Source organism: Acidovorax sp. CCYZU-2555, assembly GCF_018413525.1.
Classification (GTDB): Bacteria; Pseudomonadota; Gammaproteobacteria; order Burkholderiales; family Burkholderiaceae_C; genus Comamonas.
In genome coordinates this window covers 28,098-41,221 of the sequence record NZ_JAHCDD010000006.1, presented here as the reverse complement: position 1 = coordinate 41,221, position 13,124 = coordinate 28,098, and the positions used below count along the sequence as shown (strand labels likewise).

At 64.5% G+C, this 13,124-nt stretch carries 13 protein-coding genes; 9 read left to right on the top strand and 4 right to left on the bottom strand.

The window, feature by feature from the left end:
* Positions 1-11: 11 nt before the first annotated feature.
* Together KHY18_RS03365 and KHY18_RS03360 are read right to left on the bottom strand one after the other, a co-directional pair.
* Positions 12-1,310 (bottom strand): TRAP transporter large permease, encoded by a 1,299-nt coding sequence (locus KHY18_RS03365; protein WP_213294329.1) that lies wholly within the window; start codon positions 1,308-1,310, stop codon positions 12-14.
* On the bottom strand, positions 1,307-1,846 hold the full coding sequence (locus KHY18_RS03360; protein WP_213294328.1) for a TRAP transporter small permease: 540 nt from the start codon (positions 1,844-1,846) through the stop codon (positions 1,307-1,309). Before KHY18_RS03360 ends, KHY18_RS03365 begins: the two co-directional genes overlap by 4 nt.
* 188 nt (positions 1,847-2,034) lie before the next feature.
* Between KHY18_RS03360 and KHY18_RS03355 the strand changes: the two genes are divergently transcribed.
* The 9 genes from KHY18_RS03355 (at position 2,035) to htpX (ending at position 10,629) form a co-directional block, all read left to right on the top strand.
* A complete protein-coding gene (locus KHY18_RS03355; RefSeq protein WP_213294327.1) occupies positions 2,035-2,976 on the top strand; it encodes a LysR substrate-binding domain-containing protein in 942 nt (313 codons plus the stop codon).
* A gap of 230 nt (positions 2,977-3,206) precedes the next feature.
* Positions 3,207-4,106 (top strand): amino acid ABC transporter substrate-binding protein, encoded by a 900-nt coding sequence (locus tag KHY18_RS03350; protein WP_213294325.1) that lies wholly within the window; start codon positions 3,207-3,209, stop codon positions 4,104-4,106.
* A 124-nt stretch (positions 4,107-4,230) separates the two neighbouring features.
* Positions 4,231-4,986 (top strand): amino acid ABC transporter permease, encoded by a 756-nt coding sequence (locus KHY18_RS03345; protein WP_213294323.1) that lies wholly within the window; start codon positions 4,231-4,233, stop codon positions 4,984-4,986.
* 2 nt (positions 4,987-4,988) lie between these two features.
* Complete coding sequence (locus KHY18_RS03340; RefSeq protein ID WP_213294321.1) at positions 4,989-5,660, top strand: amino acid ABC transporter permease; 672 nt, start codon at positions 4,989-4,991, stop codon at positions 5,658-5,660.
* A gap of 105 nt (positions 5,661-5,765) precedes the next feature.
* A complete protein-coding gene (locus KHY18_RS03335) occupies positions 5,766-6,503 on the top strand; it encodes an amino acid ABC transporter ATP-binding protein (protein WP_213294319.1) in 738 nt (245 codons plus the stop codon).
* 57 nt (positions 6,504-6,560) lie between these two features.
* On the top strand, positions 6,561-7,604 hold the full coding sequence (gene pyrC, locus KHY18_RS03330; RefSeq protein ID WP_213294316.1) for a dihydroorotase: 1,044 nt from the start codon (positions 6,561-6,563) through the stop codon (positions 7,602-7,604).
* Between the two features lie 429 nt (positions 7,605-8,033).
* Entirely contained in the window at positions 8,034-8,861 is an 828-nt protein-coding gene (locus KHY18_RS03325; protein ID WP_213294314.1) for an NYN domain-containing protein, read from the top strand.
* Positions 8,858-9,754, top strand: coding sequence for a DUF3025 domain-containing protein (locus KHY18_RS03320; protein WP_213294311.1), 897 nt, complete (start codon positions 8,858-8,860; stop codon positions 9,752-9,754). Before KHY18_RS03325 ends, KHY18_RS03320 begins: the two co-directional genes overlap by 4 nt.
* A gap of 5 nt (positions 9,755-9,759) precedes the next feature.
* Complete coding sequence (gene htpX, locus KHY18_RS03315; protein WP_213294309.1) at positions 9,760-10,629, top strand: protease HtpX; 870 nt, start codon at positions 9,760-9,762, stop codon at positions 10,627-10,629.
* Between the two features lie 66 nt (positions 10,630-10,695).
* Here htpX and KHY18_RS03310 read toward each other — a convergent pair whose 3' ends face one another.
* Both KHY18_RS03310 and KHY18_RS03305 read right to left on the bottom strand, forming a co-directional pair.
* On the bottom strand, positions 10,696-11,250 hold the full coding sequence (locus KHY18_RS03310) for a VUT family protein (RefSeq protein WP_213294307.1): 555 nt from the start codon (positions 11,248-11,250) through the stop codon (positions 10,696-10,698).
* On the bottom strand, positions 11,250-13,037 hold the full coding sequence (locus KHY18_RS03305) for an NAD(P)/FAD-dependent oxidoreductase (protein WP_213294305.1): 1,788 nt from the start codon (positions 13,035-13,037) through the stop codon (positions 11,250-11,252). Before KHY18_RS03305 ends, KHY18_RS03310 begins: the two co-directional genes overlap by 1 nt.
* Positions 13,038-13,124 lie beyond the last annotated feature (87 nt).

The window sequence follows — 13,124 nt, the reverse complement described above, 5'->3', positions numbered from 1 at the left end:
TTATCGGGAATTCAGTAGCCCAGCTTGTGGGGCAGCCACAGCGCGAGTTGCGGGAAGGCAATGACCAGCAGCATCACGGCGAACATCGCGAGCAGCATGGGGCCGACCCAGCGCACGGTGGACTCCATGCGCACGCCCGCGATGCGGCACGAAACCATCAGGTTCACGGCCAGCGGCGGCGTGAACTGGCCCAGCGCGACCTTGAGCGTCAGGATCACGCCGAACCAGACGGGGTCCCATTGGTAGTGCTGCATGATGGGCAGCAGCAGCGGCACGAAGATCAGGAACACCGAGATGCCGTCGAGGAACATGCCCACGGTGATCAGCAGCAGGATCAGCAGCGCGAGCACGCCGTATTCGCCCAGGCCCGAGTTGACGATGGCGCTGGCGACCGGATCGATCACGCCCAGCGTCGACAGCGAGAACGCGAAGATGCCGGCCAGCGAGACCACCAGCAGGATCACGGCCGACAGTTCACCGGCTTCGCGCAGGATAGGGAACAGGTCGCGCACCGAGATTGTGCGGTGAATCACCATGCCCACGAACAAGCCGTAGAACACCGCGACCACGGCGGCTTCGGTGGGCGTGAACCAGCCGGCGCGCATGCCGCCCAGGATCAGCACCGGTGCGGCCAGGCCCCAGGCGGCTTCGCGCAGGCTTTTCCAGAACTCGGGGCGTGGCAGCGTGGCTTCGAGCGCGCCCATCTTGTGGCGGCGCGACAGCCAGACGGCGGGAACGATCAGCGCGATGCCGGCCAGCACGCCGGGAATCATGCCGGCCGCGAACAGCGCGGGCACCGAGGCGCCGGGAACGAGCACCGAATAGATGATGAACGCGACCGAAGGCGGAATCAGGATGTCGGTGGCGGCGGCAGCGCCGACCACGCTGGCCGAGAACGAGCCGGGGTAGCCCGCGCGGCTCATCGCGGCGATCATCACGCCGCCCACGGCCGCGGCATTGGCCGGGCCCGAGCCCGAAATGCCGCCCAGGAACATCGCCACGGCGATCGCCACCAGCGGCAGCATGCCCGGGCCGCGGCCGACGATGGCGATCGCGAAGTTCACCAAGCGCAGCGCCACGCCCGAGCGGTCGAAGATCGAGCCCACGAGAACGAACATGGGAATCGCCAGCAGCGGGTACTTGCCCAGGCCCGCGTAGAAGTTCTGCGGCACGGCCAGCAGGCCGAACCACTGGGCGTCGGAATTGGCCAGCGCGATGCAGGCCGCGCCCGCCAGGCCCAGCGCGGCGCCGATAGGCACGCCCGCGCTCATCAGCAGCACGAAGGCCACGAACAGCAGTGTGGCGATCATGGCTGGGGACCTGTGGCGGTGGTTGCGTCTTCGGCCGCGGCTTGCAGGCCCTGGCGGCGATAGAGGCCGAGCGCGCGCACCACGATCAGCGCGGAGAACACTGGCAGCCACATCGAGTACCACCATTGCGGTACGCCTATGCCGGGCGAAGTTTCGTCGAAGCGGAAGTCGTCCCAGACCACGCGCACGCTCAGCACGGCGATCAGCGTGAACAGCAGCGCGACCAGCGCCGCGCCCAGGCGCGCCAGGCGGCGGCGGCGCTGCACCGAGCCGCCGTGGGAAAAGTATTCGATGCGGATGTGCTGGTCGCGCGCCACGGCCGCCGAGCCCGCGACCATGGCCAGCAGGATCATCAGGAAGACCGAGATTTCTTCGGTCCAGGCAAAGGAGGAGTTGGTGAGATAGCGCACCAGCACGTTGGCGAAAGTGATCAGTGCCAGTGCGGCCATGATGATCACGGTGAGCCAGTCTTCGATGCGCAGGGAGCGGGGAGGGGCCGACGCGTCGTGGTCGGTAGGCGATTGATCAGAGGGCATGAGCGCGGGCAGTCAGGAAAACGCGTGAAACGGGAAAAGACGTTCGCCTTGCCCGAAGGTGTCGTGTACCTGGGGACCTGACGCGCGCCCGCCGGGTGGGGAGGGCAAATCATTATCTGGCTCGCTCGGGGCGCTGACCATGCGGGTTGGCCCGAGGCTTGAGGCCTTGGCGCGCGGATAATGGCGAGATGGAAACCAAATGGCTAGAAGATTTTGTGAGCTTGGCTGAAACCCGCAGTTTCAGCCGCTCTGCGCAACTGCGGCATGTGACCCAGCCCGCGTTTTCCCGCCGCATCCAGGCGCTGGAAGCGTGGGCCGGGACCGACCTGGTCGATCGCAGCTCCTACCCGACGCGGCTCACGCCCGCGGGCAAGACCATGTACGAGCAGGCGCTCGAGATGCTGCAGTCGCTGCAAAGCACGCGCAGCATGTTGCGCGCGCACGTCAGTGCGGGCAAGGGCATGATCGGCTTCGCGGTGCCGCACACCTTGGCTTTCACCTTTTTCCCTGCCTGGGTGTCGAACCTGCATGGGCTGTTCGGGCCGTTCCGCAGCCGGCTGTTCGCGCTCAATGTGCACGACGCAGTGATGCGGCTGGTCGAAGGCGGCTGCGATCTGTTGATCGCCTACCACCATCCGTCGCAGCCGTTCCAGCTCGACCCCGATCGCTACGAAATGGTCAGCCTGGGGCGTGAAATTCTCGCGCCCTACGTCAAGCCCGATGCCCAGGGCCGGCCGCTGCACGTGCTGCCCGGAACCCAGTCCCAGCCCCTGCCGTATCTGGGCTATGCCTCGGGCGCCTATCTCGGGCAGGTGACCGAGCTGATCCTCAAGCAGGCGGGCGAAGCCATCCATCTGGAGCGGGTCTATGAGACCGACATGGCCGAAGGCCTCAAGGCCATGGCGCTCGAAGGCCATGGTGTCGCATTTTTGCCCTACAGCGCGGTGCGCAACGAATTGCAGTCCGGACGCCTTGTCAGCGCCGAGCCGCAGGGCGTAGAGTCCTTCCGCATGCCCATGGACGTGCGCGCCTACCGCGAGAAACCCACGGCCAAGGACGCTCCCAAGGGCGTGGCGCAGAATCTCTGGACGTTTTTGCTCGAGCATGGCAATACCCTGGAGCTAGGGTAAGCAGCGGCATTGATCCTGCGCGCCGACGGTAGCATGGAGCGTGGGCCCGGTTATTGCTAGGTGTTTACCCTTGAGAGGAAGGCGTTTACGCCTTGTTTGACATGGTTCCTTGTGGTTATAGCTATTGGTTTCTTGTGACAGTAGCAAAATGCCTCTAAAGTGAATTATTGAAACAAGCCCACGCGCATTCCGGCGTTGCTTTTTTATCCGCAGTCATCAGAGGAGAAGGTATGAAGAAACATTTGTTGGCAGTTGCCGTCATGGGTTTGCTCGCGGGCACGGTCATGGCTCAGACCAATGACACCCTGGCGAAGATCAAATCCTCGGGTTCGATCACGCTGGGCGTGCGCGAATCTTCTGGCGCACTGGCCTATACGCTGGGCGACGGCAAATACGTCGGTTTCCATACCGAAATGGCCGACCGTGTTGCTCGCGACCTGCAAAAGCAACTCGGCCTGACCAAGCTGGAAATCAAGTACCAGCCCGTGACTTCGCAGAACCGCATCCCCCTGGTGACCAACGGCACCGTTGACCTGGAATGCGGCTCGACGACCAACGACACCAACCGCCAGAAGGATGTCGACTTCGCCATGACCACGTACATGGAAGAAGTGCGCATCGCCGTGAAGGCCAATTCGGGCATCAATGGCATCAAGGATCTGAACGGCAAGTCGGTGGCCACGACCACGGGCACCACTTCGGTGCAGATCCTGCGCAAGAACGAGCGCGCTCAAGGCATCGACTTCAAGGAAGTCATGGGCAAGGACCACGCCGACAGCTTCCTGCTGCTCGAAACGGGCCGTGCCGACGCATTCGTGATGGACGGCTCCATCCTGGCCGGCAACATCTCGAAGTCGAAGAACCCCGCCGACTTCAAGATCGTCGGCGAAGTGCTGTCGGTCGAGCCGATTGCCTGCATGCTGCGCAAGAACGACACCGCTTTCCTGAAGGCCGTCGACACCAGCATCCAGCGCCAAGTTGCCGATGGCAGCCTGGAAAAGCTCTATGACAAGTGGTTCATGCAGCCTATCCCTCCTGCAAACCAGAAGGTCGGCCTGCCGCTGTCTGACGCGACCAAGAACGCCTGGAAGAACCCCAACAACAAGCCCAAGGAAGCTTTCAACAAGTAAATTCTGCTTGGTGTCCGGGATGAAAACCCCCTTCTGGCTGGTCTCGGAGGGGGTTTTTTGTGTGGTGAAACAGTCGCGTTGCGCACTGTTGTCACCAGAGGTTTGAGGCAATAAAGGAAATCCTATGGCTTGGGATTGGCAGGTGTTCTGCGAGGACACGCTGGACCGCGTCGCGGTGCAGGGGTGCTTCGGCAAGGGCGGCGACATCACCTATATGGATTGGATGTTGTCGGCCTGGGGTTGGACGGTGTCCGTATCGCTGCTCGCGCTATTGATAGCGTTGGTGGTGGGCGGCGTGATCGGGGTGCTGCGCACGCTGCCCAACAGTCCGTGGCTGGTGCGTTTCGGCAACGCCTGGGTGGAGCTGTTTCGCAATATTCCGCTGCTGGTCCAGATTTTTCTCTGGTATCACGTGGTGCCCGCCTTCGTGCCGGCGATGAAGTCCGTGCCGGGCTTCGTGCTGGTGGTGCTGGCGCTGGGTATCTTCACCTCGTCGCGTATCGCCGAGCAGGTGCGCTCGGGGCTGCAGTCGCTGCCGCGTGGCCAGCGCTATGCGGGCATGGCCGTGGGTTTCACGACCTGGCAGACCTACCGCTATGTGCTGCTGCCGATGGGGCTGCGCATCATCATTCCGCCGCTGACCAGTGAGACGATGAACATCTTCAAGAACTCGTCGGTGGCCTTTGCCGTGTCGGTGACGGAGTTGACCATGTTTGCCATGCAGGCCCAGGAAGAGACCGGCCGCGGCGTCGAAGTCTATTTGGCCGTGACCGGCCTGTACGTGATCTCGGCGTTCGCGATCAACCGGATCATGGCCTGGATTGAAAAGCGCGCCCAGGTGCCAGGAATGGTTGCCGCTTCGAGTGCAGGAGGTCATTGATCATGGATCTGCACATCGACTTTGGTTTCTACAACTGGGACCTCGTGAGCAATTTCGTGCTCAAGGGTCTGTATTTCAGCTTGATGCTGACGGCGATCGCCACCGTGGGCGGCGTGCTGTTCGGCACGGTGCTGGCGCTGATGCGTCTTTCGGGCAAGAAGTGGCTCGTGGTGCCGGCGACGATCTACGTCAACGGCATGCGCTCGATTCCGCTGGTGATGGTTATTCTGTGGTTCTTCCTGCTGATGCCGGCCATCATCGGCCGCCCCATCGGCGCGGAACTGTCGGCCATCATCACCTTCATCGCCTTCGAGGCCGCCTACTTCAGCGAGATCATGCGCGCCGGCATTCAGTCGATCGCGCGCGGTCAGGTGAATGCGGGCCAGGCGCTGGGCATGACCTACGGCCAGAACATGCGCCTGGTGGTGCTGCCGCAGGCGTTCCGCAACATGCTGCCGGTGCTGCTGACGCAGACCATCATCCTGTTCCAGGATACGTCGCTGGTCTATGCGATTGGCGCCTACGACATGCTCAAGGGCTTTGAAGTCGCGGGCAAGAACTACGGCCGACCGATCGAAGCCTACCTGGCTGCGGCAGTCGCCTATTTCGTGCTGTGCTATGCGCTGTCCTATCTGGTCAAGCGTCTGCACAAGCGCATCGCAATTATTAGATAACCCGCCGAGGCGTTGCGGGGCGACCCTTGGGGGCCGTCCCGCACCTGGATCGCGCCAGTGGCGCAGCCGGGATGGATAACTGAATACGGATACGGAGAGCACCAAATGATTGAAATGAAGAACGTCTCCAAGTGGTATGGCAGCTTTCAGGTGCTGACCGACTGCTCGACCAACATCAACAAGGGTGAAGTGGTGGTGGTTTGCGGGCCTTCGGGCTCGGGCAAGTCCACGCTGATCAAGACCATCAACGCGCTCGAGCCTTTCCAGAAGGGCGAGATCTTCGTCGATGGCACGGCCGTGCACGACGCCAAGACCAACCTGCCCAAGCTGCGCAGCCGCGTGGGCATGGTGTTCCAGCACTTCGAACTGTTTCCCCACCTGTCGGTGACGGAAAATCTGACCATCGCCCAGGTCAAGGTGCTGGGGCGCAGCGCCGACGAAGCGCGTCAGCGCGGCCTGAAGATGCTCGACCGCGTGGGCCTGACGGCGCACAAGGACAAGTTCCCGGGCCAGCTTTCGGGCGGCCAGCAGCAGCGCGTGGCGATTGCGCGCGCGCTGTCGATGGACCCCATTGTGATGCTGTTCGACGAACCCACTTCGGCGCTCGACCCCGAAATGGTCGGCGAAGTGCTCGACGTGATGGTGGGCCTGGCGAACGAAGGCATGACCATGATGTGCGTGACGCACGAAATGGGCTTTGCGCGCAAGGTCGCGAGCCGCGTGATCTTCATGGACGTGGGCGGCAAGATCCTCGAGGACTGCTCCAGCGATGAATTCTTCAAGAATCCCGAGGCGCGTCAACCACGCACCAAGGAATTCCTGAACAAGATTCTGCAGCACTAGGCTCCGGTCAAAAAGTCGCTTGGGGCGTGCTTTGTGGTCATGGGACAATACCGCTCCATGACCACCGCCCCACTCGACACCCTCACCATCACCCGCCCCGACGACTGGCACTTGCATGTGCGCGACGGCGAAGCCCTGCGCACCGTCGTGCCGCACACGGCCGCCCAGTTCGGCCGGGCGATCATCATGCCCAACCTCAAGCCGCCGGTCACGACGGCCGAGCAGGCCCTGGCCTACCGCGAGCGCATTCTCGCGGCCGTGCCCCCAGGCCAGGCTTTCGAGCCGCTGATGACGCTGTACCTCACGGACAACATTCCGGCCGAAGAAATCGTGCGCGCCAAGGCCGCTGGCGTGGTGGCACTCAAGCTGTACCCCGCCGGTGCGACGACCAACAGCGATGCGGGCGTGACCGACATGCGCAAGACCTATGCGACGCTCGAAGCCATGCAGCGCGCGGGCCTGCTGCTGCTGGTGCACGGTGAAGTCACGGGCAGCGAGATCGATCTGTTCGATCGCGAGGCGGCGTTCATCGACCAGCAACTGATTCCGCTGCGCCGCGATTTCCCCGAGCTGAAGATCGTCTTCGAGCACATCACCACGCGCGAAGCCGCGCAGTACGTGACCGAAAGCGACCGTTTCGTGGGCGCGACCATCACGCCCCAGCATCTGCTGTTCAACCGCAACGCGATCTTCACCGGCGGCATTCGCCCGCACTACTACTGCCTGCCCGTGCTCAAGCGCGAGACCCACCGCCTGGCGCTGGTCGAAGCCGCCACCAGCGGCAATGCCAAGTTCTTCCTGGGCACCGACAGCGCGCCGCACGCGGCCCACCTCAAGGAACACGCGACCGGCTGCGCGGGCTGCTACAGCGCGCACGCGGCGATCGAAATGTATGCCGAGGCCTTCGATAACGCGCGCGCGCTCGACAAGCTCGAAGCCTTCGCCAGCTTCAACGGCCCCGACTTCTACGCCTTGCCGCGCAACACCGACACCATCACGCTGCGCCGCGAATCCTGGACTCCGCCCGAAAGCTTTGCATTCGGCGAAGCCCAGCTCAAGCCGCTGCGCTCGGGCGAGGCCCTGCCCTGGAAAATGATTTAAGTACTGAAACCAACTGACGAACTCCCGTTTCGTCACAGCGCTACCAAGGTGTTCCCCCTTCTGGCTGCGCCTGGCGCGCGCAGGGGCTGGGCTGGTCGGTGTGCCGAAGGACACACCGACTTCGTAATCTGACTCACCGCAGTTGTTCGAGCGAAGCGGCGTAGCCGCGTAGCGAGTTCTGCGGTGCAGCCCAGCCCCGAGCACGGCAGGTTGCCCGGAGCGCAGCGCAGGGTCGCAGACAGCAGGGGCGCTTTCTTTTGCTTCGTTTTCTTGTGCGTACAAGAAAATGAAGTCGGCTGCCGGGCCGAGACCCGGCCTCGGAAAACAAAGTCGCAGCTGCCGTATCCATTGGGAAAGAAATTGCCTGTACATGGCACATCGCATGCGATGGTGTAGGCTGCATCCTGTATGCCCCACCGAGGAGTGCCCATGCTCGCTGAGTCCCCCCTGCGCATTGCCCTGCTGATCGACGCCGACAACGCGCCCGCCGAGAAGCTCGATGAAATCCTGACCGAGCTGTCGACGCTGGGCGTGATCAACATCCGCCGCGCCTATGGCAACTGGACCAAGCCTGCACTGCAGGGCTGGCAGGCGCGGCTGCTCGAGTTCGCGCTGCGGCCCATGCAGCAGTTCGACTATTCCAAGCGCAAGAACGCGACCGACATGGCGATGACCGTCGATGCGATGGAGCTGCTCTATACCGAGCAGCCCGACGCATTCGGCATCGTGTCGTCGGACGCCGATTTCACGCCGCTGGTCATGCACCTGCGCGCCAAGGGTGCGGCGGTCTATGGCTTCGGTGCGCAGCAGACGCCCTTGCCGTTTGTGAACGCCTGTTCGCGCTTTCTTTATCTGGAAGCCCTGGGCCAGGTGCCGGCCGAACACGGCCCGGCCGAAGAGCTGGCCGAGGCCATCGCGCAAGCGGTCGTGCCCGCGATTCCGCCGCTGATCGTTCCGGGCGAGGGCACGGCCAATGCGCGCCCGGCCACGCTGCGCGTGCCTTCGCAGCAGCTGCGCCAGGACCGCCAGCTGCTGGGCCTGCTGCGCGACGCCGTCAATGCCACGCAGGACGAGCAGGGCTGGGCGCGCGTCGGCGCCGTGGGCACGCAGATCGGCAACAAGGCTTCGTTCGATGCGCGCAACTACGGCTATGCCTCGCTCACCAAGCTGCTGGCCGCTACCCAGGCGTTCGAGATGCGCGACGAAGGCACCTCGCGCGTCGCGGTGCGCGACAAACGACAAGCACGCGCGCAGTGAATCCCCTGACCGCCGATACCGACTGGTCCCAGGTGGACTGGTCCGCGCCCTGGCTGCAAGGCCTGCGCGGCGTCGCCGAACCGATCTGGCAGCGCATCGCCAACGGCGCGACCGTGCCCGACGCGATCAATGCGGGCCTTGCGGCGCTGCAGGCGCAAGGCCGTCTCACCGAACTCGCGGGCTGGCGTTTCGTGCCGCAGGCGCAGCTGCCGCCGGGCATGGCCTACGAAGCGTTCATTCACCGCGAGCACGCCGTGCCCACGCGCTGCAATCTGCACGATTTCTTCAACGCCATGGTGTGGCTGCATTACCCGCAGCTCAAGCGCCAGCTCAATGCGGTGCAGGCGCAGCAGATCGCCCAGGCCGGCGTGGGCGCGGTGCGCGGGCCGGTGCGCGATGCGGCCACGCTGCTCGACGAGAACGGCGCGCTGCTGCTGGCGCCGCCCGCGCTGCAGCAGGCCTTGAGCGCGCGCGACTGGCTGCAGCTGGGCGTGCATGGCCGCGATCTGTGGCAGCAGGCCAGGCTGCTGCCGCTGGGCCATGCATTGCTCGAGAAGCTGGTGCAGCCGCGCAAGTCGATCACCGCCCATGTGCTGTGCCTCGCGCCCGAGACCTTGCCGGCCGATGTCGATGCGGCGCTGGCGCGCCAATGCAGCGCGCAATGGCTGGCGCAAAAGCCGTTTAGTCCTTTGCCGGTGCTGGGCGTGCCCGGCTGGTGGAAGGGCAATGAACAGGTTTGCTTTTATGATGATCCTTTTGTGTTTCGCAGCGCCCGGCTTCATAAGCCCATACAACAGAAAGACGGCGCGCTGCGTGACTTGAACCCTGCGTCCCACGCCCCCAGATGGGGTGATGTGGCGAACGCGCCGCTTTCCCTCCTTATGGAGAATTAATCCCCATGAAACGAATTGCCCTTTTTCTATTGACCAATATTGCCGTCGTGGCCGTATTGGGCATCGTCGCCAGCCTGCTGGGCGTCAACCGCTTTCTCACGTCCAACGGACTGAACCTCACCGCGCTGCTGGGCTTTGCCTTCATCATGGGTTTTGGCGGCGCGATCATTTCGCTGCTGATCAGCAAGCCACTGGCCAAGTGGTCGTCGGGCGTGCATGTGATCAACGAGCCGCGCAACGCCGATGAGGCCTGGATCGTCAACACCGTGCGCGGCTTTGCCGACAAGGCCGGCATCGGCATGCCCGAGGTCGGCATCTACGAAGGCGAGCCCAATGCGTTCGCCACCGGCGCGTTCAAGAACTCGGCGCTGGTCGCGGTGTCAACAGGCCTGCTGTCGGGCATGACGCGCGAGGAAGTCGAGGCCGTGATCGGCCACGAAGTCGCCCACATCGCCAACGGCGACATGGTCACCATGACGCTGATCCAGGGCGTGATGAACACCTTCGTCGTGTTCCTGTCGCGCGTGGTCGGCTATGCGGTTGACAGCTTTCTGCGCAAGAACGATTCCGAAAGCTCGGGCCCGGGCATCGGTTACTACGTGACCACCATCGTGATGGACATCCTGCTGGGCTTTGTCGCGGCAATGATAGTCGCCTGGTTCAGCCGACAGCGCGAATTCCGCGCCGACGCCGGCGCCGCCCAGCTGATGGGCCGCAAGCAGCCCATGATCAACGCCCTGGCCCGTCTGGGCGGCATGCACCCGGGCGAACTGCCCAAGAGCGTGGCCGCGATGGGCATCACGGGCAATATCGGCAAGCTGTTCTCCACCCATCCACCGATGGAAGAGCGCATCGCCGCGCTGCAGCGCGGTTGAGTGAGGGGGCCTCAGGCCCCTGGCGACAGATCGAAGCCCGCGTTGGAAGACGCGGGCTTTTTTGTTTCAAGAACGGCTTCGTCCGTTGGCCCTGCGCCCTATCCACAACCGGAACGGCAGCAGCAGCAAAACGCCCATCGCCAGCTTCACGCCCAGATCGCCTATCGCCCAGGTGACCCAGGGCAGGTCTTCGCCCGCGAAAGCGATGCTCCAGAACACGGCCGTGTCGAGCAGCGCGGCCAGCAGCGTCGCGATCAGCGGCGCGCGCCACCAGCGGCCGTTGCGCAGGCGGTGAAAGACATGGATGTCCAGCAGTTGCGAGCACGCAAACGCCAGGCCCGAGGCGAGCGCAATGCGCGCCGGCGCGAGCAGCAGCGAGGCCATGACCGCGACCGCAAAGCCCACATAGGCGATGCGCCTTGCATGCGCCGGGCCATGGGCGCGGTTGGCGAGTTCGCTGACGAGAAACGCGAACGGGTAGGTGATCGCGCCCCAGGTCAGCCAGTCGTTGATCGCGTACTGCACCAGGATGTTGGAGGCCAACACCACGACCGCCATGGCCAGCGCGGCCAGCACCAGCGCGCGCCGGGTGGGCGCGGTGAAAGCGATGGCGGAGGTCATCAGCGGCGGCTGGCGGGCAGCGGTAGACCCAGTATCTGGCGCGCCACGGCCTCGGCGACACGGATGCCGTCGACGCCGGCCGACAGGATGCCACCCGCATAGCTCGCGCCTTCGCCGGCCGGGTAGAGGCCGCGCGTGTTGAGGCTCTGGTAGCTGTCGTCGCGGCCCATCTTGAGCGGCGACGAAGTACGCGTTTCGACGCCCGTGAGCAGCGCGTCGGGCATGTCGTAGCCGCGGATCTTCTTGCCGAACGCGGGCAGGGCTTCGCGCATGGCTTCGATCGCATAGGCGGGCAGCGCGGCCTGCAGGTCGATCAGATGGACGCCGGGCTTGTACGAAGGCTCGACTTCGCCCAGCGCCGTCGACGGCCGACCCGCGAGAAAATCTTCGACGCGCTGCGCGGGCGCGTCGTAGTTGCTGCCGCCCAGCACATAGGCGCGCGATTCGAGCTGGCGCTGGAGGGCGATGCCCGACAGCGGGTGGAATTCGCCTGCGGCGAGGTTTTCCACGCCATAGGTCCGGCCGTCGAAGGCCGCGGCAAAGGCTTCTGCGGTGCGCGGATAGTCGGGCGGGTCGATGGCCACGACCATGCCCGCGTTGGCGTTGCGTTCGTTGCGCGAGTACTGGCTCATGCCGTTGGTCACCACGCGTTCGGGCTCGCTGGTCGCGGCGACGACGGTGCCGCCGGGGCACATGCAGAAGCTGTAGACCGCGCGGCCGTTGGCTGCGTGGTGCACCAGCTTGTAGTCGGCCGCGCCCAGCAGCGGGTGGCCCGCGTGCCGGCCCCAGCGCGCGCGGTCGATCACGCTTTGCGGGTGCTCGATGCGAAAGCCGATGGAGAACGGCTTGGCTTCCATGCTCACGCCGCGCTCATAGAGCCTGGCGAAAGTGTCGCGCGCGCTGTGGCCCAGCGCGATCACGACCTGGGAGGCCGCGAGTTCGCTGCAAGTGTCGGTGGCGAGATCGCGCACGATGAGGCCGCGCACGCGGCGCTGACGGCGCATGTCTGCGTCGTCGTGGCTGTCTTCGTTGTCGAACAGCACGTCTTCGACGCGCTGGCCGAAACGCACTTCACCGCCCAGCGCGATGATCTGCGCGCGGATGTTCTCGACCACCTTGACCAGCTTGAAGGTGCCGATATGCGGGTGGGCCGCGTAGAGGATTTCGGGCGGCGCGCCGGCATCGACGAATTCCTGCATGACCTTGCGGCCCAGGTGGCGCGGGTCCTTGATCTGGCTGTAGAGCTTGCCGTCGGAGAACGTGCCCGCGCCGCCTTCGCCGAACTGCACGTTCGACTCGGGAGTGAGCGTGCGCTTGCGCCACAGGCCCCAGGTGTCCTGCGTGCGCTCGCGCACTTCCTTGCCGCGTTCGAGCACGATGGGCTTGAAGCCCATCTGCGCCAGCGCCAGCGCGGCAAAGATGCCGCAGGGGCCGAAGCCGACGACGACCGGGCGTTGGGCGAGATCGGCCGGGGCCTGGCCCGCGGGCTTCCAGGCCATGTCGGGCGTGGGGTTCACATGCGGGTGTTGCTCGAACTCGGCGAGCAACTCCGGTTCTTCTGCGGGATCGGCGAGTTCGAGGTCGACGATATAGACCGCCTGCAGGTCGGCCTTGCGCGCGTCGAAGCTGCGCTTGAACACCTGCAACTGGCCGATATCGGCCGGCGCCAGCCCGAGCAGCTGCGCCGCGAGCGTGCGCAGTTTGGCCTCGGGGTGGAATTCAGTGTGGTTCTCGGGATCGAAAGTGATCGCCGACAGTGGGAGTTTGAGTTCTGCAATACGTATCATGGCTCGGGTCTATCAAGCAAGCCGGCGATGGTAAGGCAAATGCGCGAATTGCTGAATTCGCGCGGGCGGCGACCCTGGCTGGCGATC